The sequence below is a fragment of the Curtobacterium sp. Leaf154 genome, from assembly GCF_001424595.1.
Classification (GTDB): Bacteria; Actinomycetota; Actinomycetes; order Actinomycetales; family Microbacteriaceae; genus Curtobacterium; species Curtobacterium poinsettiae.
Genome location: NZ_LMOS01000005.1, coordinates 55,992 through 80,266 on the forward strand (window position 1 = coordinate 55,992; position 24,275 = coordinate 80,266).

The window sequence follows — 24,275 nt, forward strand, 5'->3', positions numbered from 1 at the left end:
ACCGATGTCCGAGGCGACCAGCACGACCGACGCAAGTGGCACGGACGACGCGTCACGCGCCTCCCGGCCATCCCCACGCTCGTTCCCGTGGGCCGTCCCGCCGGGGGCGAGTGACGACGACATCCGCATCGGACGCCGTCGGTGGTACACCGGCGCGGTGTTCGCGCTCCTGTGGCAGGTGCTCGAGATCATCGCCGTCTGGACCGACGGACGGAGCCTCCGCGCGCACGTCGTCTCCTCCATCGCCCTCGCCGTCGTGTACGCGGCGTACCTGTTCGCACCGGAGCTGATGTGGCGACGGAACCTGCGCGAGCGGGTGCTCGTGCTGGCCGGGGTCGCGCTGCTCGCCGGGCTCCTGCTCCTCGTGGTCGGGCCGCTCGCGGTCTGGACCTGGCTGCTCATCGCTGCACTCTCCGGGTTCGTCGCCGAGCGGTTCTGGGTGGCCGCTGTCGTGGTGCTCGGGATCGTCGGCGCGCAGCTCCTCGTCGCCGTGAGCACGGGCTGGGGCAACGCCGTGGACAACGGCATCCTCTTCGCCCCCGTCATCACCGTGTCCGTCGGGGCGTCGATGCTGTTCTTCGGACGGCAACGCGAGGCGGAGCAACGGCTCGGGGTCGCGCAGGACGAGATCACCCGCCTCGCCGTCGTCGAGGAACGCGCCCGGTTCTCCCGCGACCTGCACGACGTGCTCGGCCACTCCCTGACCGTCGTCGCGATGAAGTCCGAGCTCGCCACGCGGTTGGTGGACGTCGACCCGGCCCGGGCGAAGACCGAGATGCAGGACGTCGAACGACTCTCCCGCGAAGCGCTGCAGGGGCTCCGACGCGCGGTCAGCGGCTACCGCGAGGCCGACCTCGACGCCGAACTCGTGTCGGCGCGAGCAGCACTCGAGGCCGCAGCCATCGACGCAGCACTCCCCCGGGACGCCGACGCAGCAGCCGATGACGTTCGGAGCCTCTTCGCGTGGGTCCTCCGAGAAGGCGTCACGAACATCGTCCGGCACGCCGCCGCGAGCCGGGTCCGCGTGACGCTGACCCGGACTGCGCTGACGGTCGAGGACGACGGCACCGGGGTGCTCGCTCCCCCGTCGACCGCGGCCGTGCTCGGCGGGAACGGGCTCCGCGGCCTCAGGGAACGCGCGGAAGCCGTCGGAGCGGTCCTGACCACCGGCACGAGCGACCTGGGCGGATTCCTGCTCCGGGTCGAGAGGAGTCAACGATGACCGACGTGATCCGAGTGCTCATCGCAGACGACCAGGCGCTCGTCCGTGGCGCACTCGCCTCGCTGCTCTCGCTCGAACGGGACATCGCGGTCGTCGCCCAGGTGGCCCGTGGCGACGAAGTGCTCGACGCAGCACGGGCGTCCGGCGCCACGGTGGCCCTGCTCGACGTCGAGATGCCGGGGGCGGACGGCCTCACGGCGGCGTCGATCCTGGCTCGCGAGCTGCCGACCTGCCGCTCGCTCATCGTCACGACGTTCGGGCGCCCCGGGTACCTCCGGCGAGCGCTCGAAGCCGGGGCAGCCGGGTTCGTCGTGAAGGACACCCCCGCCGAACACCTCGCCGATGCCGTGCGCCGTGTCGAGGGGGGTTTCCGTGTCGTCGACCCCGTGCTCGCCGCCGAGTCCCTCGCTGCCGGGCCCTCCCCGCTCAGCCCTCGGGAGACCGACGTGCTCATCGCCTTCCGCACGGCGCCGACCGTGGCCGGGGTCGCCGGCACGCTGCACCTGTCCGAGGGGACCGTGCGGAACCACCTGTCGTCCGCGATCGGGAAGACCGCGGCGCGCAACGCGACCGAGGCACTGCGGATCGCGGCGGACAACGGCTGGCTGCTCGGCACGGGACGGCCCTGATCCGGTCGCGGAACGATCGGCGCTCGGTCCGGTCCTTCGCGGTTCGGCGGCGGTCGCAGGCGTCAGTCAGCCGATCGACGGAGCGGCTCCGCCTGTCGCTTCCCTGCCGACGCCCGCACGGACTCCTTCACCGCGGCGACGAAGGACGTCCGGGTGCGCTCGTCGAGCAGGTCGAGCGACAGGTACGGGTTGAGGTCTTCCAGCTCCACGAGGAGCAGTGCTCCGTCTCGGGTGCGGCAGGCATCGACGCGTTGGACACCGTGCTCGATCGTGTTCCACCCGATGAACTGTTGCGCGAAGGCCCAGTCGTCATCGCTCGCGCGGTACTGCTGCAACTCCCACCGTTTCGTCGGGTCGGGAGCGTTGAGCGCGTACTGCGGGACGTGGTCCACGTAGTAGAAGGAGACTTCGTACTGGAAGTCGATGCGGGGTTGCACGAGCAGGTTGTCGTAGTGCAGCCCGGCGAGCTCGTCACGGCCCACGACTCTCAGCCCGATCGAGTCCGCGCCCAGCTTCGGCTTCGCGATGTAGTCCGCGGTGTCCGGGAGCTGCGCGATGTCCGCGGCGGCATCGATCGTGGGGATGACCGGGTACCCGGCTCGGAACAGGTCGAGGAGGTACTGCTTCCCCCTCTGGTCGGCTCGTCCTGTCAGGTCCGTGAACACAGGGATCCCACGAGTCCGCGCGGCTTCGCGGAACGCATCGTACGCAGCCAGGTAGTGCAGCACGGGTCCACTGTTGCGCACCACGACGACGTCGAACGCGTCCATCAGGTGCTCGGCAGCCAGCGGTGGGCAGATCGCGACGTCGAACTCCGCGCTGAGCTCGCCGGACAGGTAGATGTCCTCGTCGCAGTAGCGTCGGCCCTTCGCCTCGTACCCGAGGTCACTCACGTAGAGGACGCGAAGGCGCTGGCGCTCTCCGTTCATGCCCGTGCGCCTTCCGCGGGCGACGGACCTGATGCACGTCCATCGATCAGCAGGCGCCAGCCGGGGGCGAGTGGGTCGTGTTCAGTGCGCATCAGGATCTCCGGGTCGGAACGGGTGGGGACGGGTGGCGAAGGCAGTTGGGAGACGATCGTACGAGTCAAGGTGACCTGCCGCCCTGAGAAGCACCGCAGCCCTCACCGTCTGGATGGGGCTCGGGATCGTCTCGACAGGCAGCCGTGCGTCTGTTGCGAAGCCCTGTCCTCGGAATGTCGCCGCATGTGGTGGCTGGCTTCGAGCACCGGGACGCCGTTGTCGTCCTGCCAGCCACCCCCCTGTACCAACGGAGCCCGCCGTGTCCGGGCGGAGGTCCGTTCGACAGGCTGCTCCCTTCCTGGCATGTTAACGACTGAAGGGCTGGATATCAGTTCCCGGGAAGGAGTGGGAAATGAGCAAGAACGATCACCGATCTCGGCGGGTTGCCGCTGGCTTCGCCGCTGTGGCTGTCGGCGGGGCGGTGTTCCTCGGCGCGATCCCCGCACAGGCGCAGGACGGCGTCGGGAGCGAGGGGGTCATCGGTGGATGGTCAGAGAGCACCGGGACCGTCGACGGCGCAGGAACCGGAATGTCGGTGTTGGCGGTGAACCACCGCGGTGCAGCGGAGAAGAAGACCATCAGTGGGACGACGCACAAGCGTTCGCATGGTTGGACGACCTGGGCAGGCGTGCAGCACTACACGCGTGCGCGGCTCGAGCACGGCAGCAGCATCATCGCTGACTCTGGCCGGAAGTGGGGCAAGTCCGGCACGGAAGCAGTGACCGTGTGGAAGCCGTACCGGCCGAACCGGCCCGGCAACGGTGTCGGTACAGCGAAGACCTACTACGGCAGGTGACGCATCGCAGCGGGTGCGAGCCGACGGCTCGCACCCGCTGCTGCGTGAGGAGAAGACGTGACGAAGCAACAGACCACGGCGATCGCGGGCCTGCTCCTGCTGGCCATGCTGCTGACGGTGTTGATCGGGGTGTTCGACGCTCGCCGAGGTGTCATCGCTTCTGAAGGCAACGATCTCCGCAGCGGTCAAAGCGTGTGGGTGAACGCGACACTCGACGAACTCATGCGTGCCCGGAACGCATTCGAACCGGGAACGAAGGTGTTCGTGCGCCTCGAGGGCGATGTCCGCGCCGTCGCAATGTTGTCGGGACGGTGGACAGATGTCCCGCTGCACGACGGGCACGCACTGACCGGGCGCCCCGGCGAGGCCCTCGCCGGGGCTGACGTTGCCGTCCGCGGTGACGACATCGTCGTCGATGGCAAGCCCTACGACGTGGTGGGCCGTCTCGGCGTCCGGGCCGACAGTCTGCTGTCCGATGACGTCATCGTCGCCGATCCGTCGCGGTTCTCGGCGTCACCACAGCGGCTCCTCCTGGACGGCCCGAGCAGTGTCCGCCACTACAGCGCAGAGTTCCCTGGCCGAAGTGTCGAGATCGTCGACGACGGCACGAACCGCAGGACGAACGTCGACGCCGTGTCTCCGGTTCTGGTCACGCTCGGCGTGCTCGTCGTCATGCTCATCGGCGTGGTCGCAGGCCTGCAAGCTGGGCGATGGGAACTCCGCACTGCCGCCGTCCGCTTCACCACGGGGATCCGACCGCTGAGCACCCTCCGCAGCGCGGCCACCAGAGTCAGCGTGATCACCATCGCCGCCTGTACGACCGCTCTCGCGGGCGCGGCAGTGGTCAGGCAGGCCACCCTCCTCGACCTCGACGTCACCACTGTGGTCGTCTCGGTCGGAACCGTCGTGCTTGCCGTGTCCGTCGCTTCGTTCTGGCAGGGAACCCGTCGATGGAACTGCTGAACGACCTCCGGTCCAACTGGACGATCATCGTCGCCAAGATCGTCCTGCTCGTGCTGCTCGCACTCTGCTGGTACAACGTGGCGTCCTTCACCCAGTCCACCTCGCAGGCCGTGGCCCAGGGCTTGTCCGCCGATGCCGACGTCGACCTCTACACGGTGGTCGACGATCTCGGCCCGGATGCTTTCGAGGCGATCCGGCGAGACGAGCACGCACTCGACGACGTCGCCTCGTTCGTCGACCGTATCGACGACGAGCCCGGGTTCGACTTCATCTCCTCGTACGACCAGCCCGTCACCGTTCAGGACTTCCGCGGCGACGACCGCTTCGACGTCGGCTACGGCACCGAGTACACGCTCAACGGGAAGTACCAGGACGAGTCCGGCCGGAGCGTTCAGGACATCAAGTCCATCCAGCTCAACGAGAACGCGTACGAGTTCGCGGGGCTCTCCGTGCAGGACGGCAAGCCCATCGAGTGGAACGTTGTCGACTGGGGATCCGGTCGGATCCCGGTGCTGCTCGGCAACGAGTACCGCGGCGTGTACGAGCTCGGGGAGCGATTCACCGGAGCGGTCATCCTGCAGGAGCAGGAGCTCGAAGTCGTCGGTTTCCTCGAACCGGACAGTGCCATGTACTTCCGCGGTGAGGCAAACCACTACCTCGACGACACCGTCATCGTGCCCTACCCGCCAACACTCGCCGGACTCGACCGAGCAGCACTCGACCGGCTGGATCCCGAGCTGTTCGGACGCCTGGCGTTCCAGGTGCTCAACGCCGATCTCGCCGTCGATCACAGCCTCGATTTCGGGGACGTCGTCGCGCGTCTCGACGCGATCGGAGACGACACCGGCTTCCGGTCGTACACGTTGCTCGGAGTACCGGCCTACCTCGTGCAGCTCTCCCTCGTTCGCCAGCTCATCCAGGACAACCTGGTGCTCGTCACCGCGCTGCTGGTCGCCCTCACCGCGGGCGTGGGCATCATCACGGCGTTCCTCAACCGACTCCTGCATCACCGTCGAACGCCAGTGGCGCGGGTGCACCATCTCCTCGGGAGGAGCCCGAGTGCCACGAACCGGCTGTTCCGCGCAAGCCGCCTCACCGAGTTCACCGCGGCGCTCGGGCTGTTCCTCGCGACCAGCGCACTGCTCCCCAACGACAGCGAGATGGCTCGACTCGGCGCCGGCACCGCCCTGCTCCTCTGGTGCGTGGCGGACGGCGCACTCGGCCGGCGAGCCATCCGCATCGAACTGACCGCCCAACAGCGAAGAGGTACCTCACGATGATCGTGCTGCGTGACGTCTCGAAGACCATCACCGAGCCCGACGGATCGATCCGAGCACTGTTCGACCGGCTCGACTTCGACCTTCGCGACGACGATCGATCCGTGGCCATCACGGGGCGCAGCGGATCCGGCAAGAGCACGCTGCTCCGGATCCTCGCCGGACTCGACACCGACTTCGGCGGGACCTACGAGCACGACGGCCACGTGCTCGAGCGCACCGCACGGAGGATGGCGGAGCACCGACTCCGACACATCGGCATCGTCACCCAGGACCACAGCCTCCTCGGCGACCGCAGCGTGCTCGACAACGTCCGGCTCGGCGTTCCTGCTCGCGCTGACTCCACCGCCCGAGCACATGAGGCGCTCGACGCGGTCGGCATCAGCCACCTCGCTGGCAAGCGCCCACGACGACTGTCAGGAGGAGAAGCGCAGCGCGTCGCGATCGCTCGAGCCATCGCGAAGCGCCCTGCCGTCGTCCTCGCCGATGAGCCCACCGGCGCACTGGACGAGACGACCGAAGACGACGTGCTCGCCCTCTTCGACCGGCTGCAGCAAGCAGGAACCAAGTTCGTGATCGTCACCCACAGTGAGCGCGTTGCACAGCGATGCGAACGGCAACTCCAGCTGCACCACGAACGACTCATCGCGCGCGGCACGTGACGGACGGGAGGCCGGCCCCACCAGCCGGTACCGGCGCACCGCGCCAGCGGGGTGACGGCCGAGCTTGGAGGTGGGCCCCACCCGCCGGTACCGGCGCACCGCGCCAGCGAGGCGATGGCCGAGACGGGAGGGACGGTGCCAGCTGGCACCGGGCCTCCCGTCCGTCAGCGGTTGCGCTCCAAATCCCCGATCACGCGTGCGCAGTACGTTCGCGGCTCGAGAACTCGGCGAACATCTCCCGTTTCGCTGCGTGCGAGTCAGCCTCGAGCTCGAGTCTCTCCACGTTGACCGGTGCCTGATCGGCTACCGGACCAGCGCGCGTTCGTAGAGGCTGGAAGCGAGTTGCCGCCCACCGTCGGGGGCGCTGACCGTCACGTCGCGGACGTGCCGGAACCCCTGCTGTTCGGAGAATCGCCGCAATCCGGGGTTGTCCGTCGCGCAATCCAGCCGCACGAGGGCCGCCCCGCGCCCGGCGGCTCGCTCTCCTACCCACACCAGCAGTCGCTGCCCCAGCCGACTGCCACGATGCGTCTGCGCCACGACCAGACGGTGCACGTACACAGCGGGATCGTCCTCCACGCCCCACGTCTCGGAGTCCGAGTCGGACACCGTGACCATCGCCACGATCACCCGGTCCTGACGTACGACGAAGAGGTTCCCCTGCTCTGCGTCGCGCAGCAGAACCGCGTCCGGCACCCGGTCCTGCCACTGGTCGATCCCACGCGAGCGGAGCCACAGCCTCGCACCGTCGATGAGCACCTGAGCCGAAGGAACATCCGCGGCCGTGGCCGCTTCGACCGCCAACACGTCTTGATCCACGAGACGACGCTACGGGCTGACCTCAGCGGACACGAGCGGAAGTGGGCCTGATCCGGCATCCTCGTCTCGTGGAGTTCTCGTGGTGGACGTGGTGGGGGCTCCTGCTCATCGCGCTGACGGGGCTCGGGCTGATCAGGCGCGCTGCTGTCGTCTCCTGCTGATCCCGTGGGTCATCGCACTCGACAGCTGACTGCAGACACACCGAGATCGGCTCGGTCGATGAGCGGCTGCCGGACGGCCGTGGGGCTGGTCGACCCCCGGGAGCGTCAGAAGAACATGCGCCCCCGCGCGATGTCCGACTCGGCCTGCCGAAGAGCCTCCGCGACTTCGGGGTCTGTCCCCTCGAACTCCGCCGCCCGAGAGCCGAAGTTGGTGTACCGGTGCATGACGAACCACAGCACGAGGAGCGCCGCCAAGACCACGCCGGTTCCGATCCACCACCACATGGGGGCAGCGTACGTGCGACCGACAGCGGGGGCAAGCGCTGCGATACGCCGTTGCAGGATCGGCGATCGGGGAGCTCCCGCGGGTTCGTACCTGAAGCGCTCGTCTACGCTGGGCTCCTCACGAGGGGGATGCAGTGGGTTTCGGAAGATCTGTGGTGCTGGCCAGCTTGGCGACTGCGAGCGCCATCGTGCTTGCTGGGTGCGCAGCGTTCCCTCCAGCTCCGAGCACGGTGGGCTCCGACTGGCCGAGCACCGGGGTGCCATCCGCCGTGCGATGGCCGTCCGACTGGGTCGACAGCCTGTCCGGTGAGTCCGAAGCCGTGGGCGGTCCGATCGTCGGGCTCCGCCTTGAGTACGGAGCGGAGCACTGGGTCTGGCGGATCCGCAGCACCGACCCGGGAAAGACCGACGCCCTCGGCGAGTCCAACGCAGAACCGACCAGCGGTGTCGAGGCGCTCGTCGACGCCACGGACCTGAGCCTCGTGCGGCGACACGAGGTCACCCTGACCAAGGCTGAAGCCACGGGGACGGACACCAGCTACTACGACGCCGTGAAGGCCTCGGGTGAGGAGTGGCCCGGCCCACGACTGGTCGAGCTGGTGCGCGTCGTCGACGACGGCCGGCCGACGTGGCGCGTCACGACGTACGACACCGAGGACGGCCACCTCGCCCCGCGGACGCTCTGAGCACGCGCGCTGATCGATCTCGGGTGCGGAACCGAGTCGCTCACCCGATCAGCGCCGATGCCGCCGTCATGACTGGCAACAGCGGCCGTCGTCGTCCGAGGCGAGAGCCTGCTCGTCATCGATCGATTGCAGGACGGTCGAAACTACTGGGTGATTCCCCGCACGAGCGCGGAACGCTGCCGCCGTCCCGGCCGGACTGATCCGGCTTCCGGAGGACGCGTCCCGCGCTCGCCAGTACCACCTACCGAACGCCGTACACGACGTGGTCGTCGAGGTACTGCCAGACCGTTCCGACCTCGGCGAACCCAGCGCTGCGGAGCGACTCGATGTGGAAGCCGAGCGTGACCTTCGGCGGCGCTTCGTGGAGTTCCGCGCCCCACACCACGTCGCGTCGCGCGATCGCTTCGGCGTACCGCGGCGTCTCCGCCACCGCTGCCCACCACGCGTCCCACGTGTCCGCGCCGGCCGCGAAACCATCTCGCTGCGTCACGGCGTCATCGCGCGCTGCGATGGCGGCAAGGGTGCTCTCGTCCCGCTGGTAGGACAGGTGGTCACCGTTGAGCAGGATGCCACCGGCGCGGAGGAGGTCCGCGGTCCGTCGGTGGACATCGACGAGCGTGCCCGGCTGGAGCCAGTGCAGGGCAGTCGAACTCACCACGGCGTCGAACGGTGCGTCCGCGATCGCAGGGTGCTCCGCCCAGCGCCGATCGGCGAGGTCGACCTCCGCGATCACGAGCCGACGGTCGGCGGCGGCGAGGTCCGCGGCGATGGCCAGGAGCGCTGGATCCTTGTCCGCCACCACTGCCGTGGCGCCAGGGACCGCGGCGAGCACTGCTTCCGCGAGCGCTCCGGTTCCGCCCGCGAGGTCGAGGATCCGCGGCGCGGTCGTCTCGGCGCAGACGTCGGCGACCACGCGGGCGATCGTGGCGAACCGCTCAGCCCGGTGCCGGATGTACGCGGTCTGCTGAGCATCCCACCGGCTCGCCAGGTCACGTGCCCGCGCGGTGTCGGCCTCGGTGGCGATCGGTGTGGTGGTTGTCGTCTCGGTCATGGGGTGGTTCCTTCCAGAGGGGCGAGTGGGACGGCCGGTGGTGCTGGCAGGCGGAATGTGAGGTGGATGTCACCGTCAGGGTCGTCGCGACGGGTGGTGTGGACGTCGTAGACCGAATCCAGGAGCGCGGGGCGGAGGACATCGGCGGGTGGGCCGGAGCCGACGACGCGGCCCGCGGCGAGGATCACCAGGTGGTCGCAGACGCGGGCGGCGGCCTCGAGGTCGTGCAGGACGACGACGACGGTCGGTGCGATGTGCGGCAGGAGTTCGAGGACTTCGAGCCGGTGTCGCAGGTCGAGGTGGTTGGTGGGTTCGTCGAGGAGGACATGGTCGGCACCGTGAGCGATCGCGCGGGCGAGGCCGACCCGCTGGAGTTCGCCGCCGGAGAGTGCGGCCAGGGAGTCGCCGGCTCGGTGCGTCAGTGCGACCGCGTCGAGGGCTGCCGCCACACGCTCGTCGGGGTCGACACCGTCGCCGCGGCCCTGGCCGACCTGGGCGAGGCCGCCGAGCGCGACCTCGTCCGCCACGGTGAGCGCCGGGTCCGGGTCGAGTCGCTGCGCCACGCTCGCGACGCGTTGCGCGATCCACCGGCGTGACCGGTGCCGGACATCCTGTCCGTCGATCTCGACACGGCCTTCCTGGATGGGGACGGCTCGGAGGAGCGCGCGGATCAGGGTGGTCTTGCCACTGCCGTTCGGGCCGACGATCCCGGTCACGGAGCCCGTCGGCGCATCCAGGTCGACGGTGTCCAGGAGCAGCCGCCGTCCGGCGCGCACCGTCACCGCGTGTGCGCGGATCACCGCAGTGCGTCGAGCTGCCGTGTGAGTTCAGCCGGGCCCGAGACCGACAGGGTCGAGGGCGGATCGGTGAACGGGAAGCGGAGTGCGACGATCCGGTGGTGGCGCACCGCGGAGAGGCCCGATGTACCCGGCGCCGTCAGGAAGCTGTCGATGGTGTCCTGCGCCGTGCCGCTCGAGTAGAGCAGGACGATCGTCTGCGGGTCGCGGGAGATGATGTCCTCGACACCTGCATCGAAGACGCGCTCGTGCGAGTCGGCGTACACGTTGCGCAGTCCGACCGCTCGGAACACCGGCGTCACCATGCTCGGACCGCCGTACGGCGAGAGGACGCTGCCGCCGGAGGACACGTAGAGGGCAGCGGCTGTTCCTCTGTCCTTCGGGGACTGCGTCGCGAGCGTGGCACGGCCCGAATCGATCGCATCGGAGGCCAGCGCCGGTTCGCCGAGCACTGTGCCGAGTGTCCGCAGTTCGCTCCAGACACGGCCGAACGTCGCCGTCCGGCTCAGGTCGGGACCGGGGTTCGCGCAGTACGCCGACGGGGTGTAGAGCGGGATCCCGGCAGCCTGGAGCGCGTCTCGGTCGACGGCGTTCGCGGGTGCGATCACCAGGTCCGGCTTCGCACCGAGCAAGCTCTCCTGGGACACGACGGAGCCGCCTGTCGACGTCTGCTTCGTCGAGAGGGCGTGGAGGTCTGCGAGCTCGCGGTAGGTCTGCTTCGTGTAGAGGTCCGGAGCCAGCGGAGCGGTGACACCGACGATCCGGTCCACGGCGTGGAGCGCTTCGAGGTTCGGGAGCTCGTCGTTGTTCACGAGCACGATGCGTCGCGGGGTCGCGGTGATCGTCACCTGGGATCCGCAGTTCTGGATCGTGACGGGGAAGTGCGTGCCACCGCTCGAGCTCGTGCGCGGGTTCGGCTCGGTGGCTCCGGACGATGTCGTGCAGGCGCTCAGGCTGAGCACGGCGACGGTCGCCAGCAGACCGATCGCTGCTGCGACCGTGGTGGACCGGGTTCGGGTTCTCATGTGGGGCTTTCCGGTGGGGTGCGATGGACCGTGGGGTGGAAGGTCAGGGGGCTGTTGCGGGGGCGGTGCGACGCAGGAGGACCAACAGGAAGGGCGCACCGAGCACCCCGGTCACGACCCCGACGGGGATCTCCTGGGGCGCGAACGCGATGCGGGCCACGGTGTCAGCGATGACGAGCAGGGACCCACCGAGCAACGCCGACACCGGGAGCACCGCTCGGTGTCGTCCGCCGACGAGTCGGCGTGCCAGGTGCGGCACGACGAGACCGATGAAACCGACGCCGCCGACAGCCGCGACGATGACGCCGACCATCGCGGACACTGCGACCATCAGGCCGAGTCGCGCGCGTTCCGGGTCGATACCCGCTGACCGTGCGGAATCGTCTCCGGAAGCGAGCGCGTCGATGAAGGGTGCGATCACCACGAGCGCGACCAGTCCGACACCACCCGTGATCGCCGCGGCGGCCAGGGCGATCGGCTGCACCGACGTGAGCGAACCCAGGAGCCAGAACAAGACCGACCGGGCGGCCTCCGGAGAGTCGCTCCAGAAGACGAGGAAGCTCGTCGCCGCGTTCAGGGCGTACCCGACCGCCAAACCGGCGAGCACGAGCCGAAGCGGCCCCCGACGGCTCGCGGTCCCGGCCAACGCCACAACCAGGAGAACGGCACCGATCGCGCCCGCGAGCGCCGCACCGGAGAACACCAACGCGCTCCCCGACCCGATGACGAGCACCACGAGGGCGACGCCGGTACTGGCGCCGGAGTTGATGCCGAGCAGGTACGGATCGGCGAGGCTGTTCCGGACGAGCGCCTGCAGGACAGCTCCGGCCACAGCCAGCACGGCGCCGGCGATGATCCCCATCACGACGCGGGGTGCCCGCGTGCCCCACACGATCTCATCAGCCGACGCAGACCAGTGGCCCGCGCGGGCCCCGCTGACGTGCTCGACCAGGATGCCGATGACGTGCGTCGGTGCGATCGGCACCGGACCGATCATCATCGCTGCGACGGCGACCAGGGCGAGCACCACGGCGAGCACCACGATCCGCACGGCCGCACGCCGACGGGCTCGACGCATCAGGCACAGGACCGCATCGATCCTGCCCGACCGCGACGGCGCCGGGAGGACCGTCGAGAACCGATCGGGCATGAGACTCCTTGATGATAACGAGTCTCATTACTAGCAGGTCGGCCAGGGTTTCACCAAGTCCTCGACGGTGCCGACGGACGCCCTGTGGCCGCCCGCAGCACAACGTGCTGGCGCACACGCGGGCGCCGACAGTGATGGCGGGTCCGAGAACTGATCGGGTCGGAACGATCCCTGGATGAGACAGCGGTCTTCCAGCCAGCGCAATGCGACTCGACTGAGCGAGAATCCCTCACTGCTCGACTCGCACCGACGGTCCGGTCGTCTCGTTGTTCCTTGCCCCGGCTCGCCGGGACGAGGTCGATCCCAACGCAAGAAGCCCACCGAGATCCTCGGTGGGCTTCTGTCATCGTGTCAGACACGTTTCGGTCGGGCTGACAGGATTTGAACCTGCGACCCCTTGACCCCCAGGCGGGCGGTGACGCTCCGCGCGCACAAACCGACGCAAACCGAACGAGCCCTTGTGCCCCCGCCGCAGCCCGCGTTATCGGGCATCATCGGGAGCCAGGCTGGTTCACGGCGGCTCGGTTCGGTCAGGGGTGGCGGAGCACGGCAGGAGGGGTTTCAGAGGGTCAAAGCGGTGCGACCTGATCCAGCAGCCTCAGAAGCTCGACGTCTGCCCCGCGCGGCTCGCCCAGAAGTAGATCTGGAGCCCAGCTGCTGAGTTCTGATTCCGTCGAGAAGCCCCAGAGCACGCCGACCCCAGCCACCCCTGCCTTTCGTGCCCCTTCCAGGTCGGTCGACTGGTCACCGACAAAGAAGGAGTGGCTTGTGTCGCTCTTAAGCTTCTTGAGGGCCTTCGTGATGCCCGCATCCTTTTTTCCGCCGTGGTCGTTGTAACTGAGAACGAAGGAGAATAGTTCCCGCACATAGGACGGCAGCATCACGTCCGCGCGTCGTGCAGGCTGACTCGTGATCCCCGCGAGGAGCACACCCTGATTTCGGAGAGCCCGCAGTGCGTCGACCATATCCTCGAAGACCCGAACGTCCTGTTGATGCGCGCTGAACTGAGTGTCATAGTCAGCGCGATAAGCGTCGTATGCGTCAGGCACACCTAGCTTGCGAAGCGCGTTAGCAGCGGAGCCGCGAGGGTCAACCTCGCTGGGCATAACCTCCCGTCCGAGCCGTCGGCTGGCAATCTCGGCGACGGCAGCAGTGTGAGCACCGCGACTGTCAACGACGACTCCGTCCAGGTCGAAGAGCCCTACGCGTGCCATCCCGGCACCGGCCTGCGAAGACATAATTCCCTCGTTCTGCAGTTCCGCAACGTCGAAGAACGTGCCCTGAGTTGGTCGCTCGCCCCACAGGTCCCCGTTGGTGCGTTCAACAATTTCCATTGCCTGCTCGAAATACTCGATCACGTGAGCTCCGCGATCGACGAGCTTTCGCGCCCACTCGTTGTCTGAGTTTTTGAGATTGCGGCTCAGTAGAAACACTGGGCGCTTATGCTTGAAGGAGAAGTCGGCTTGAATGATTGAGCCACAGCCTTCCTTGCCTTCGATGATTACGGTCCCGAGAGCGAGGGTGCACATGGCTTCGTTTCGCGCCGGGAAGGTCCATCGTTGGGGGCCGACTCCGGTCGCGAACTGCGAGAGGATAGCCCCATGGTGAGGGATCTGCTCGTAGAGGTCGTGGTTCTCGGACGGGTATGCAAAGTCGAGACCATGCCCAACCACGGCAAAGGTGGTTCCAGCAGGCTCCTGGAGCGCCGCGCGATGCGAAGCCCCATCGATTCCCTTCGCAAGCCCTGAGATCACCTGAATATCATTCTCGACGCACATGCGTCCGAATCTGAACGCTGCGTCCTCACCCCGTTCGGTCGGATCAACTCTTCCGACGAGCGCCAAGGCGCGGGTGCTGAGCGTCTCCAGCTGCCCCTTATAGAAGAGAACCGGGGGGCGCCCCGCCCACTTGGATAAGTTCGCTGGGTAATCAGGTTCGTTCCACAGCTTATATTGGCCGCCCACTGAGTACGTCCCCATGAGCACCTGCATATACCGATCAAGGTCAGCATGGATCAGATGTTCGCGCACCTTCTCCGAGGTGTCGGGCGACTGGAGCACAGCATCCCAGGCAGCCTGGCTCGAACCGAAGCGCCCTAGGAGCTCAAGAACTTTTCGAGCACCGTATCCCGGAGCATCGAGGAGACCCAGCGCGAGCGCTGCCGATACATCACGCGCAGATGGAGCAGTGCTCATTCGTCCAGCTCCTCGCTTCAACTTCTTGGTACAGCTCTTGGTTGTTCCCGGCCGCGTAGTCACGATTGAGGGATCGCCCGAGCGTGAGGCCCACGACCTGGCTTGCTCCGGCGAGCCTGAGTGCCGCCGCCGCGCTTCCGAGCGAAGCACCGGAGGTCCAGACGTCGTCCACGAGCACGAACGACCGTCCTTCTACATCCTCTGTCACACGATACGCAGCCGGCGAGAGCTGCTGTGCGCGAGGCTTAGGCACTTCCAACTCCCGCTCAAGCACGCCCGGTCGCCAGGGCCACCCCTCGTAGAAGTTACCGACAGCACGAACGAGCATCTCGATGTGGTCGAACGCTCGCGCGTCCCCGGCGGGAACCCAGGTGAAGACGACGTCTGTACCGACGACCGACTCGATGCAGTGCTTGTGCCTGGTGGCGAATTCGGACAGCAGGGACCCGAGCGGGGCGCGAAGCCAGGTGTACGCATCCTTGCCTTGATAGAGGTCACCGTCCTTGTATCGGTGCAACATCGATTCGAGCCCACTATCCAGGCTGTAACTGGCGATGATCAGCGCGTCCAGGTAGGGGCCGAACCGCTGGCTGCACGTGAAGCACTCCGTGTACCTGTCGTTGAGCATTGACCCGCCACAGAGCTGGCAAGCACCCTCCGGGATCACGGCAAAGTCATGCAGGATGCCCAACTGCTGCATCCAGTCGATCCACTCATGCGTGGAGTGCGGGCCGGCGATGAAGGCTGGTGCGGTGAAGCCTGTGCGGTACTGCGGTGCCACTTCTCGTGTTCCCCTCGGGCCGACCAGGCGGGTCCCGACTCGGCTGGAAGAAGAGTAGCAATCACCTATCACCATGTCGGGTTTCCCACCCGCGGGTGCATCGAACTCGTAGCCGCCATGAACCGAACATACGTTCGACCACTGACAGAGGGGGTCATCGACCCACGTCAGCGCTTCCGCTACGGCCTTCCTCCATGCCCTCCCGGCGGATCGCTCTGGCTTGCTCCTACACGGTAGGCGGGCGCTTCGCCCGCTCCTTGTCGTCACCGGTGTACTCGGTGGCGCGGTTGGTGTTGGTGTTGGTGTTCATGAGCATTGCCTTTCGTCATTGTCGATAGTCCCGATAAAACAAAACGGCACTTTTGCCCTGCCGTGTTATTTTACGGCGTATGGTTAATGCTAACGCAAACGGAAGGAACGCAATGGGTAAGCGTGGACCACAGCCCCTCGGGTATGAATCAGAATTGCGCACGACCCTGCCGAAGGAAGTAGGCGACGCGCTCGATCTAATGGTGCGATTCGGCGGCGTATCCAAAGCGACAATCGTGCGAGTAGCCCTGATCGACCACCTGAGCACCCTCGACGTGCTGTTCCCCGAAGTCGCCGACAGGATTCACTCCACCACCACCCGCGGCCGACTCAGCAGTGACCGCCTGACCCAGAAGGAAGGCCGATGACCGTCAACACCACCCCATACCCCGCCTACGGCGGACCGCGCGCAGCGAAGAACCTCCGGCAGAGGGCTGACGACTACCCCGTTCGATCCCAAGGGCTTCTACCGGTACACGTTCAAGCCCGCGGCGAAAAGCATCGGCCTGCCGACGTTGAAGCTGCACGAGCTCCGGCACACCTTCGCGACGCTGGTCTTGGAGTCGGGCGCATTCGACATGTTCGAGCTGTCGCGGCTGATGGGGCACGCGTCTGTGGCGATCACCGACAAGGTCTACGCGCACCTCCGGAAGAAGGACTACGCCGCGGAACGAGCTCGGTTCTCGGTGTTCGTCACCGGGGCCACAGCACCGCCCGCCGACCACAGGGAGGGCCACCCGTGGGCCGGTGCGACGACGAACTAGACCGCCGCTCACCAGCGCTACGTAGAGCGGCTGACCGGCGTGATGACCGGACGGATCGAGCGAAACCCGCCCGAGCTACTCAGGCAGCACCTCATCAAGGATTGCGAAGATCCAGCCCGTGAGTTTGCGAACCTTTTCTTGAGCGGCCCCGGAGTGGAATGACTTGCTGCTTACCGTGTAGGTGTCTCGACTGATGCGTCCGATGGAACCTTCCACGATCGCGTCGAGTTCCTTGACTTGTTCGGGGTCGCCGCCGCGTACCTGGGCCGCATACCTGGCCCGCTCCGCCTGACTCGGGTTGGTCGACTTGCCGTTTGCTGTCGGAACTCCCTTGTACCAGGGCTGAATGCGGATCTCCTCGTCCGGAGCAAGTTGCTGTATCGCAGCGCGCATGACTTCGCGCAGTTCCCCGGCCGGGCCGATGTAGCTGAGCCGAGTCGGATCGTTCAAGTCCCGCAGGCACTGTTCAAGCGACTGAGCAAGCGGCTCCGATAGCCGCCGAAGCCTCTCCATCACCACCGCGTCCCGACCCGAGAACGGGGCGCGAGCTGGCACTACTGCGGTGCTCGGTCTCGGCCGCTGTCGGACCTGAATCTGATACTCGCGAAGCCTGCGCAGGAGGTCTGGCGAAGGAGCTCCGTTACTCTCGGCCGTCATCGGTCACATCGTCCGGCTTGAGGACGTAACGACGCATGTTCTTGAAGATGTCTTCAACAGTCTCACTCGACGCATCTGCTGCAATATGAATTTCGATATTGATGTGCACGCCGGGAGACAACGCGACGCTGTGACGACCGCCCCCTGCCGGAGCTTCTACATGGGAAAGCGGCGCGTCCACGGGCGACCCCTGCGGTTCGGCCGCGAAGTCCTCCGTTTTTGGAGCAACACTTTCGGCACCTGACAAGTCTACGTATTTCCGTCCCTTGTTCTCGTGAATGAATCCGACGGACTCGGCGCTCTTCACAATCAAGGCGAGAACAGCTTCGGCGCGTTCTGCCGGAACGCCCTTCTCAACTAGTACATTCTTGCCAATTGCATCTTGCGGCAGTGCCGCATTATCGTATTGGCGGAGAAACTCACCGAGGATGCGCGGTTTGAGGAGAGCCTCCCGTTGCGCAGCCAGATCATCGCCCTCGCTGGTCGGTCGGACTATTCGCGTTCCGAGCGGGGTGAGACCAATCTCTGCAGAGTTGTACGCTCCGGTTGTCAAACCGTACGCAACTGCCGCGCCTGTAACTCCTCGGAAGTTGCTTGACGACGGCGTAACACCCATCGCGCTGGCGACATGGATGGGTCGCGTCGGCGCATAGCCGTAGCTGTCCGCGATTGCTCGCGCAACTCGAAGCGCCTGTTCCAGGGCGAAGCTAGGGACGTCGGACTGCGACAGTCGCACGATCTTCGACTTCTTCGAAGTACCAGTAGTGCCCTGGCTGCCTCGTGTCGGCGTATCCGCTGCGCTCGTGTCAGACATGGGTCCCTCTCCGGTGAGTGTAGTGACCAGAGAGTACAGGACAACTGGCGCAAACCTGACGACATCTCGACGTCAGCGAGGGGTTTCGGAGGGGTTGCAACTTCGGATAAGAAACAAGCCCCGATAGAACTATCGTTCCATCGGGGCTTTTCGGTCGGGCTGACAGGATTTGAACCTGCGACCCCTTGACCCCCAGTCAAGTGCGCTACCAAGCTGCGCCACAGCCCGCGAGTTCCGGAGAACCCAGGACCCCGGAGGATCCTCGCCCGCGTCCGACCGGAGCGCGAGCGACCGGTCCAGCATAGCGGACGTCAGACCCCCTCCGTGCCACGGCGAGTCGCAGCAACGCGACCCGAACGACACGCTCAGCCCGGCCGCACCACCTCACGCCGCGCCGCCAACCACGGCAACAAGAGCCCCACGAGCAAGCCCCCGGCCCCGTCCGCCGCCAGGTCCCCGATCGTGTCGTCGTACCCGACGAAGATCTTCGCGTCGACGAAGTTGTGCCCGAGCCACTCCCCCATCTCCCAGACCGCGCCGACCGCGAGTCCCGCACACAGCGCGAGCACCGCGACGACCACCCGGCGTTCCCCGTGCGGGGCCGGCACAGCACGTAGGTCGGCACCGATGACGTACAGCACGGCCGCGAGCAGCCCGGTCAGCACGACGTGCATGAACTTGTCCCACAGGAAGACGGTCGTGTACCACTCGAGCACGCTCGACCAGCCGGCGACGAGCACGAGCACACACACGGCCAGGTCGAAGATGGGTCGCAGCCCGAGCATGCGCGGCACCACGACCCCGAGCAGCGCCAGCGCCATGACCGGGAACGCCGTCCCACCCCACCCGACACTCGCCACGACGACGCTCACGAGCGTCAGGGCGCGCACCACGTCGGCCACCAGGAACCGCGGCCGCAGGAAGGTCGACCCGAGCGCCCGGATCACGACGCCCACCGCACGACCGCGTGCACGGCGGCGTGGTCGGACGGCCACACGCCGCCCGGCCGCCGCACGTCGACCGCGACGCGGTCCACGGCCGCCCCAGCGGTCACGAGCACCCCGTCGATCCGCCGACCACCAACGCGCGGACTCCCGTAGTGCGGGTACGTCCCGTAGGGCTCACCCACCTGCCTGGAGGCCCGCCCCCAGCTGTCCTCGACCCCCGCCTCCGCCAGGGCTCGCCACGGTGCGGAACCGGCGGGGGTGTTCCAGTCGGCCATGACCACGGCGGGCAGGCCGCGCTGCCGGACGATCCGGCCGAGCAGTTCGGCGGAGCGGAGTCGGGCCCACGACGAGGCGACGTCGAGGTGGGTGGCGATCGCCAGGAACCGGACGCCGGTCGCGCGGTCGTCGACCACGGCTCCGACGGCGTGCCGGGGGAAGGACGTGGCCCACGACCGCGAGCCGGGGCGGTGGGGTGTGCGGGAGAGCGCCCAGGTGCGGCGCTCGACGACGTCGAGGCGGGAGCGGTCGAGGAACAGGCCGACCTGTTCGCCACCGCCGCGCGCTCCTCGCCCGGCCAGGACGGGCTCCCAACCCGACCCCAGGCCGGCGGTGAGGTCGTCTGCCTGCGTGGGGAGGGCCTCCTGGACGGCGAGGACGGTGGGCGCTTCGGACGTGACGAGCGCGAGGACGGCGTCGCGGCGGCGCTCCCAGGCGTCCGGGTGGGTCGACCGTCGCGGCACGCGGCGACGCACGTTGAGCGTCATGCAGTGCACCTCGGGCGACCGGACCGGTCCGATGAGCGGGCGGTCGTCGGGGTGGTGGGGCATGCATCCCTTCTACGAGACGACACCCGTCGGATTCTCAGGGACCTCTCCGCCTGGCTCGTAGGGTGGCCCGATGCGTTCTCGTTCCACCCCTCGTGTCCTCGTCGCGATCGCCGTCTCCGGCCTGCTGCTCGGAGCCGCCGGGTGCACGTCGAGCGAACCGGACACGAGCCGCCCGACCCTGGCGAAGGCCTCCGCCGACACCGTCACGGTGGCCGACGCTGCGGACGCCGCAGCGCGGTCGGTCCGGGTCAGCAAGGCGCTGTTCGCCAGCGCTCCGGGCGCGGTCGTCGCCCCGGCCGACGACGCCGACGGGATCCGCGACGCAGCGAAGACCGCGGCGAGCGCCCACGTCCCGGTGCTGCTGACGACCAAGAACGAGGACGCTGCCGTCGCCCGCGAGCTCGACCGGCTCGGTGCCGGCTGGTACCAGGCCGAGGGCGACGTGTCGCTCGACACGGACATCGAACAGCGGCAGGCGCCGGACGGCGGTGACGCGCCGGAGTCGACCGGGGCCTCCCGGCAGGCGACCGTGGTGGTGGCGGACACGCGTGCGGACGCTGCTGCCGTAGCAACCGCGAAGGCCGCCGGTGCGCGGGTCGTGACCATGCCGAAGGGCGTGACCGACCCGGCTGCCGCACCCGACGTGGTGACGGCGCTGCACGAGCGGGCGAAGCACCCGACGGTCCTGGTCGGTGCGGCGTTCGACGCCCTGCCGGACCCGGATTGGATGGTGCGGGCGGCCGAGGGCGGGTTCCAGCTGCGGAACGGCGGCCAGCGGCCGTTCGACGGGCACCGGTACGTCGCGCTGTACGGGGCTCCCGGGGCGCCGGCGCTGGGAGTGCTCGGCGAGCAGGGGCCGAAGCAGACCGTGCAGCGGGCCGAGCAGGTCGCGAAGCCGTACCGGGCCGAGTCCGACGAGCTCGTGACGCCCGCGATGGAGGTCATCGCGACCGTCGCCGCCGGGGACGCCGGTGCCGACGGCGACTACTCGACCGAACTGCCGGTCTCGACGCTCGAGCCCTACGTCGAGGCCGCCCACGATGCGGACATGCCGGTCATCATCGACCTGCAGCCGGGGCGGTCGGACTTCTTGTCGCAGGCGAAGAAGTACGAGTCGTTGCTGAAGCAGCCCGGTGTGTGGCTGGCGCTCGACCCGGAGTGGCGGCTCACGAAGGACCAGGTACCCCTGCAGCAGATCGGCAGCGTGTCGGCGTCCGAGGTGAACAAGGTCTCGTCGTGGCTGGCTGCGCTGGTCAAGCAGGAAGGGCTGCCGCCGAAGGCCCTGGTGCTGCACCAGTTCCGGCTGTCGATGATCCAGGACCGCTCAGCACTGCAGACCCACCCGGAGCTCGACATGCTCGTGCACGTCGACGGGCAGGGGTCGCAGCCGGACAAGCAGGCGACGTGGAAGGCGCTGCACCAGGGCGCGCCCGAGGGGCTGCACTGGGGCTGGAAGAACTTCACCGACGAGGACACGCCCATGCTGACGCCCGCGCAGACCATGCGGGACGTGCGGCCGACGCCGTCGCTGATCACGTACCAGTAGTGCCCGGTTGGTCCGGTTGTCCACAGCCGGGAGTCGCGACCCGGGTTTCGTCGGTCGGTGCTGACAGCATGGGGGCATGTCTGGTCTTGGTGTCGGGTCCACTGCGTCGTCTTCCGTCTCCCCCTCTGCGGACATCGCCGCCGAGGCGCAGCAGGCGCTCGCTGCGCTCACGGGGCGCCCCGACGCGGTGTTCCACCCCGGCCAGCTCGAGGCGATCTCCGCGCTGGTGGAGCACCGGCAGCGTGCCCTCGTCGTCCAGCGCACCGGCTGGGGCAAGTCGGCGGTGTACTTCCTGGCGACGCTGCTGCTGCGCCGACGCGGGGGCGGCCCGACGGTCCTGGTGTCGCCGCTGCTCGCCCTGATGCGCGACCAGGTCGCCGCTGCCGCGCGGGCCGGGGTCCGTGCGGTGTCGATCAACTCCGCGAACGCGCACGAGTGGGGTGAGACCCAGGCTGCCCTCGCCCGTGACGAGGTCGACGTGCTCCTGGTCTCCCCCGAACGCCTGAACAACCCGAAGTTCCGCGACGAGCAGATGCCGACCCTGATCGCCCGGATGGGCATGCTCGTGGTCGACGAAGCGCACTGCATCTCGGACTGGGGCCACGACTTCCGGCCGGACTACCGGCGTCTGGCCGAGCTCATCCGGTCGCTCCCCCACGGCGTCCCCGTCCTGGCCACCACCGCGACGGCGAACGAGCGCGTGGTCGAGGACGTCGCCGAACAGCTGACCGCCGGCCCGGCCGACCCGGTGTTCACGATCCGTGGGTCCCTGGCCCGCAAGTCCCTGCGCCTCGGCGTGCTGACCCTCCCCGACGCCCGGCAGCGGCTCGGGTGGCTCCTCGCCCATCTCGGCGACCTGCCCGGCAGCGGCATCATCTACACGCTCACGGTCTCGGCGGCCGAGGACATCGCCCGCCTGCTGCGCGACAACGGGTACGCCGTCCGCGCGTACACCGGGCGCACCGACACCGACGAGCGCGAGCAGCTCGAACAGCAGCTCAAGGGCAACGAGCTGAAGGCCCTGGTCGCCACGAGTGCGCTCGGCATGGGGTTCGACAAGCCCGACCTGGGGTTCGTCATGCACGTCGGCGCTCCGTCGTCGCCCGTCGCCTACTACCAGCAGATCGGTCGCGCGGGTCGTGCGACCGACAACGCCGACGTCCTGCTCCTGCCCGGGCGCGAGGACCGCGAGATCTGGCAGTACTTCGCCAGTGCCTCGATGCCGACCGAAGCCCGTGCCGCCGCCGTGCTGGGCGCCCTGTCGACCGACACCGCGATGTCGACCGTCGCGCTCGAGGGTCTGGTCGACATCAAGCGCTCCACCCTCGAACTCCTGCTCAAGGTGCTCGACGTCGACGGCGCCGTCCGACGCGTCACCGGCGGCTGGGTGTCGACCGGGCAGCCGTGGGAGTACGACGCACCCCGGTACGAACGCGTCGCCGCGGCCCGTGCTGCCGAGGCCGCGTCGATGCTCGACTACGAGTCCACCTCGGCCTGCCGCATGCAGCTGCTGCAGCAGGACCTCGACGACCCCTCGGCCGAGCCCTGCGGCCGATGCGACAACTGCGCCGGGGCGTGGTTCCCGACCGCCGTGTCCGACACCGACTCGTCCGGAGCTGCGGCCGCGCTCGACAAGGTCGGCGTCGAGATCGCCCCGCGTGCCCAGTGGCCCTCGGGGATGTCGTCGCTCGGTGTCTCGGTGCGGGGCAAGATCGGTCCGGACGAGCTCGTGCAGCCCGGCCGTGCGGTGGCGCGTCTGACCGACCTCGGCTGGGGTGGTCCCCTGCGTGCCATGTTCTCGCCGTCCACCCCGGATGCACCGATCTCGCGCGAACTCGTCGACGGCTGCGTCCGGGCGCTCAAGGACTGGCCGTGGGAGACCCGGCCGACCGGCGTCGTGGCGATGTCCTCGCGGTCACGGCCCGAGCTCGTGGGGTCCCTCGCCCAGGCGCTGTCCACGATCGGGCGGCTGCAGTTCCTCGGCACGCTCGGCCGTGCCGGCGGGACCCCTCGCGGCGACGGTGCGACGAACAGCGCCTACCGGTTGTCCGGCGTGTGGGACACCTTCGTGGTCGATCCGTCGCTCGCCGCCGCCCTGCAGTCGCACGAGGGCCCGGTGCTGCTCGTGGACGACCTGGTCGACAGCCGGTGGACGATGACCGTCGCCGGCCGGGAGCTCCGGCGCGCCGGGGCCTCCGCCGTGCTCCCGTTCGCCCTGGCCACGGTGGCGTAGCCCCCGCACCTGTTTTGCGACAGTCCACGTGTCGATCGACTCGTGTTCTGTCGCGGAGCCGGTCCGCCGCCCGCCGGAGCCCTACCGCCGCGCGGGCTTCGGGAACGTGGCCCGCATGTGGTCGCTCGTCAGCACGTCGCCGATGCCGACCATCAGCACCGAGAACAGGATCTGCTCGATGACCATCCAGAACGGGTAGAGCCCCGGGATCGCCGCGACGATCAGCGTCACGATCGGGAAGATCCGGCTGAACAACCGCAGCCGCTGGTACGCCCAGTAGTACCCGAGCTGCGCCCGCCAGGCGAACACGTAGAGCGTCAAGGTGATCAGCAGCACCACGGTGGACCGGAACCACACCGCCCACGACAGGGACTCCCCGGCGCGGGTCAGCAGCACCGCGACCACGATGGCGGTGAGGCCGACGACGGTCTCCGCGACGAGCAGCCACCGGATCCACCGGAACGAACGGACCGTGTCCGGGTGTTCGAGCATGTCCTCGCGGATCACGTACCCGGACTGCCGGCCTCCGGCCAACCGGTCGAGCCGAAGACGGCACCACACACGGTCGGCGAGCACACCGAGTCCGTCGTTCTGCTGCGTCACCAGTACATCGTGCCCCATCCCGGCGGTAGCGGCGGACGCGGCACCGGCACGAGC

25 protein-coding genes and 1 tRNA gene are annotated in these 24,275 nt (G+C 68.2%); 11 read left to right on the forward strand and 15 right to left on the reverse strand.

Features of this window, described 5'->3' with window-relative positions; genetic code table 11:
* Positions 1 to 4 precede the first annotated feature (4 nt).
* A complete protein-coding gene (locus tag ASF75_RS10465; RefSeq protein WP_017885872.1) occupies positions 5 to 1,222 on the forward strand; it encodes a sensor histidine kinase in 1,218 nt (405 codons plus the stop codon).
* Positions 1,223 to 1,227: 5 nt separating this feature from the next.
* A complete protein-coding gene (locus ASF75_RS10470; protein ID WP_197068611.1) occupies positions 1,228 to 1,851 on the forward strand; it encodes a response regulator transcription factor in 624 nt (207 codons plus the stop codon).
* A 62-nt stretch (positions 1,852 to 1,913) separates the two neighbouring features.
* On the opposite strand, the gene ASF75_RS10475 is transcribed toward ASF75_RS10470, so the two are convergent.
* Entirely contained in the window at positions 1,914 to 2,780 is an 867-nt protein-coding gene (locus ASF75_RS10475) for a hypothetical protein (protein WP_056071205.1), read from the reverse strand.
* 445 nt (positions 2,781 to 3,225) lie between these two features.
* Here ASF75_RS10475 and ASF75_RS10480 point away from each other — a divergent pair, with 445 nt between their 5' ends.
* From ASF75_RS10480 to ASF75_RS10495, 4 genes are all read left to right on the forward strand, one after another.
* Complete coding sequence (locus tag ASF75_RS10480) at positions 3,226 to 3,669, forward strand: hypothetical protein (protein WP_139179885.1); 444 nt, start codon at positions 3,226 to 3,228, stop codon at positions 3,667 to 3,669.
* Positions 3,670 to 3,774: 105 nt separating this feature from the next.
* Positions 3,775 to 4,632 carry a hypothetical protein gene (locus tag ASF75_RS10485; protein WP_140449250.1) on the forward strand — a complete coding sequence of 286 codons (858 nt, stop codon included), beginning with the start codon at positions 3,775 to 3,777 and terminating at the stop codon, positions 4,630 to 4,632.
* Complete coding sequence (locus tag ASF75_RS10490) at positions 4,620 to 5,912, forward strand: hypothetical protein (protein ID WP_017885877.1); 1,293 nt, start codon at positions 4,620 to 4,622, stop codon at positions 5,910 to 5,912. Before ASF75_RS10485 ends, ASF75_RS10490 begins: the two co-directional genes overlap by 13 nt.
* Positions 5,909 to 6,571: an ABC transporter ATP-binding protein gene (locus ASF75_RS10495; protein WP_056071208.1), complete on the forward strand. Its 663-nt coding sequence runs from the start codon at positions 5,909 to 5,911 to the stop codon at positions 6,569 to 6,571. Before ASF75_RS10490 ends, ASF75_RS10495 begins: the two co-directional genes overlap by 4 nt.
* A 303-nt stretch (positions 6,572 to 6,874) precedes the next feature.
* Here ASF75_RS10495 and ASF75_RS10500 read toward each other — a convergent pair whose 3' ends face one another.
* The gene (locus tag ASF75_RS10500) at positions 6,875 to 7,390 is read right to left on the reverse strand and encodes a GNAT family N-acetyltransferase (protein WP_235517624.1); all 516 of its coding nucleotides are present in this window, start codon (positions 7,388 to 7,390) and stop codon (positions 6,875 to 6,877) included.
* 266 nt (positions 7,391 to 7,656) lie between these two features.
* The gene (locus tag ASF75_RS10505) at positions 7,657 to 7,836 is read right to left on the reverse strand and encodes a hypothetical protein (RefSeq protein WP_017885881.1); all 180 of its coding nucleotides are present in this window, start codon (positions 7,834 to 7,836) and stop codon (positions 7,657 to 7,659) included.
* A 269-nt stretch (positions 7,837 to 8,105) separates the two neighbouring features.
* On the opposite strand from ASF75_RS10505, the gene ASF75_RS10510 reads away from it, so the two are divergent.
* Entirely contained in the window at positions 8,106 to 8,522 is a 417-nt protein-coding gene (locus tag ASF75_RS10510) for a hypothetical protein (protein ID WP_156463854.1), read from the forward strand.
* Positions 8,523 to 8,763: 241 nt separating this feature from the next.
* Here ASF75_RS10510 and ASF75_RS10515 read toward each other — a convergent pair whose 3' ends face one another.
* The 6 genes from ASF75_RS10515 to ASF75_RS18010 all read right to left on the reverse strand — a co-directional run bounded on the left by ASF75_RS10515 (position 8,764) and on the right by ASF75_RS18010 (position 15,521).
* Positions 8,764 to 9,573 (reverse strand): class I SAM-dependent methyltransferase, encoded by an 810-nt coding sequence (locus tag ASF75_RS10515; protein WP_082509649.1) that lies wholly within the window; start codon positions 9,571 to 9,573, stop codon positions 8,764 to 8,766.
* Positions 9,570 to 10,373: an ABC transporter ATP-binding protein gene (locus ASF75_RS10520; protein WP_056071217.1), complete on the reverse strand. Its 804-nt coding sequence runs from the start codon at positions 10,371 to 10,373 to the stop codon at positions 9,570 to 9,572. Before ASF75_RS10520 ends, ASF75_RS10515 begins: the two co-directional genes overlap by 4 nt.
* Positions 10,370 to 11,395 (reverse strand): ABC transporter substrate-binding protein, encoded by a 1,026-nt coding sequence (locus ASF75_RS10525; RefSeq protein ID WP_017885885.1) that lies wholly within the window; start codon positions 11,393 to 11,395, stop codon positions 10,370 to 10,372. The genes ASF75_RS10520 and ASF75_RS10525 overlap by 4 nt, the downstream gene beginning before the upstream one ends.
* A 43-nt stretch (positions 11,396 to 11,438) precedes the next feature.
* Entirely contained in the window at positions 11,439 to 12,545 is a 1,107-nt protein-coding gene (locus ASF75_RS10530) for a FecCD family ABC transporter permease (RefSeq protein ID WP_056071220.1), read from the reverse strand.
* A 569-nt stretch (positions 12,546 to 13,114) separates the two neighbouring features.
* Positions 13,115 to 14,740 (reverse strand): HAD-IA family hydrolase, encoded by a 1,626-nt coding sequence (locus ASF75_RS10535; RefSeq protein WP_082509651.1) that lies wholly within the window; start codon positions 14,738 to 14,740, stop codon positions 13,115 to 13,117.
* On the reverse strand, positions 14,715 to 15,521 hold the full coding sequence (locus ASF75_RS18010; RefSeq protein ID WP_056071226.1) for a hypothetical protein: 807 nt from the start codon (positions 15,519 to 15,521) through the stop codon (positions 14,715 to 14,717). Before ASF75_RS18010 ends, ASF75_RS10535 begins: the two co-directional genes overlap by 26 nt.
* 464 nt (positions 15,522 to 15,985) lie before the next feature.
* Between ASF75_RS18010 and ASF75_RS17675 the strand changes: the two genes are divergently transcribed.
* A complete protein-coding gene (locus tag ASF75_RS17675) occupies positions 15,986 to 16,198 on the forward strand; it encodes a hypothetical protein (RefSeq protein ID WP_156463855.1) in 213 nt (70 codons plus the stop codon).
* Positions 16,199 to 16,264: 66 nt separating this feature from the next.
* Positions 16,265 to 16,594: a tyrosine-type recombinase/integrase gene (locus ASF75_RS10545; RefSeq protein ID WP_082509653.1), complete on the forward strand. Its 330-nt coding sequence runs from the start codon at positions 16,265 to 16,267 to the stop codon at positions 16,592 to 16,594.
* 75 nt (positions 16,595 to 16,669) lie between these two features.
* Here ASF75_RS10545 and ASF75_RS10550 read toward each other — a convergent pair whose 3' ends face one another.
* From ASF75_RS10550 to ASF75_RS10565, 5 genes are all read right to left on the reverse strand, one after another.
* The gene (locus ASF75_RS10550) at positions 16,670 to 17,251 is read right to left on the reverse strand and encodes a hypothetical protein (protein WP_321164544.1); all 582 of its coding nucleotides are present in this window, start codon (positions 17,249 to 17,251) and stop codon (positions 16,670 to 16,672) included.
* Positions 17,235 to 18,065, reverse strand: a complete 831-nt coding sequence (locus ASF75_RS17680; protein WP_156463857.1) for a hypothetical protein — start codon at positions 18,063 to 18,065, stop codon at positions 17,235 to 17,237. Before ASF75_RS17680 ends, ASF75_RS10550 begins: the two co-directional genes overlap by 17 nt.
* A gap of 154 nt (positions 18,066 to 18,219) precedes the next feature.
* Positions 18,220 to 18,293 (reverse strand) — tRNA-Pro (locus ASF75_RS10555).
* A gap of 137 nt (positions 18,294 to 18,430) precedes the next feature.
* Positions 18,431 to 19,021, reverse strand: coding sequence for a hypothetical protein (locus ASF75_RS10560; protein WP_235517629.1), 591 nt, complete (start codon positions 19,019 to 19,021; stop codon positions 18,431 to 18,433).
* Entirely contained in the window at positions 19,009 to 19,839 is an 831-nt protein-coding gene (locus ASF75_RS10565; RefSeq protein WP_056071237.1) for an endonuclease/exonuclease/phosphatase family protein, read from the reverse strand. Before ASF75_RS10565 ends, ASF75_RS10560 begins: the two co-directional genes overlap by 13 nt.
* Before the next feature lie 70 nt (positions 19,840 to 19,909).
* Here ASF75_RS10565 and ASF75_RS10570 point away from each other — a divergent pair, with 70 nt between their 5' ends.
* Together ASF75_RS10570 and ASF75_RS10575 are read left to right on the forward strand one after the other, a co-directional pair.
* Positions 19,910 to 21,385 (forward strand): hypothetical protein, encoded by a 1,476-nt coding sequence (locus tag ASF75_RS10570; RefSeq protein ID WP_056071239.1) that lies wholly within the window; start codon positions 19,910 to 19,912, stop codon positions 21,383 to 21,385.
* A 76-nt stretch (positions 21,386 to 21,461) separates the two neighbouring features.
* Positions 21,462 to 23,618: a RecQ family ATP-dependent DNA helicase gene (locus tag ASF75_RS10575; protein WP_200942690.1), complete on the forward strand. Its 2,157-nt coding sequence runs from the start codon at positions 21,462 to 21,464 to the stop codon at positions 23,616 to 23,618.
* A gap of 81 nt (positions 23,619 to 23,699) precedes the next feature.
* Here ASF75_RS10575 and ASF75_RS10580 read toward each other — a convergent pair whose 3' ends face one another.
* A complete protein-coding gene (locus tag ASF75_RS10580) occupies positions 23,700 to 24,221 on the reverse strand; it encodes a hypothetical protein (RefSeq protein WP_017885892.1) in 522 nt (173 codons plus the stop codon).
* Positions 24,222 to 24,275 lie beyond the last annotated feature (54 nt).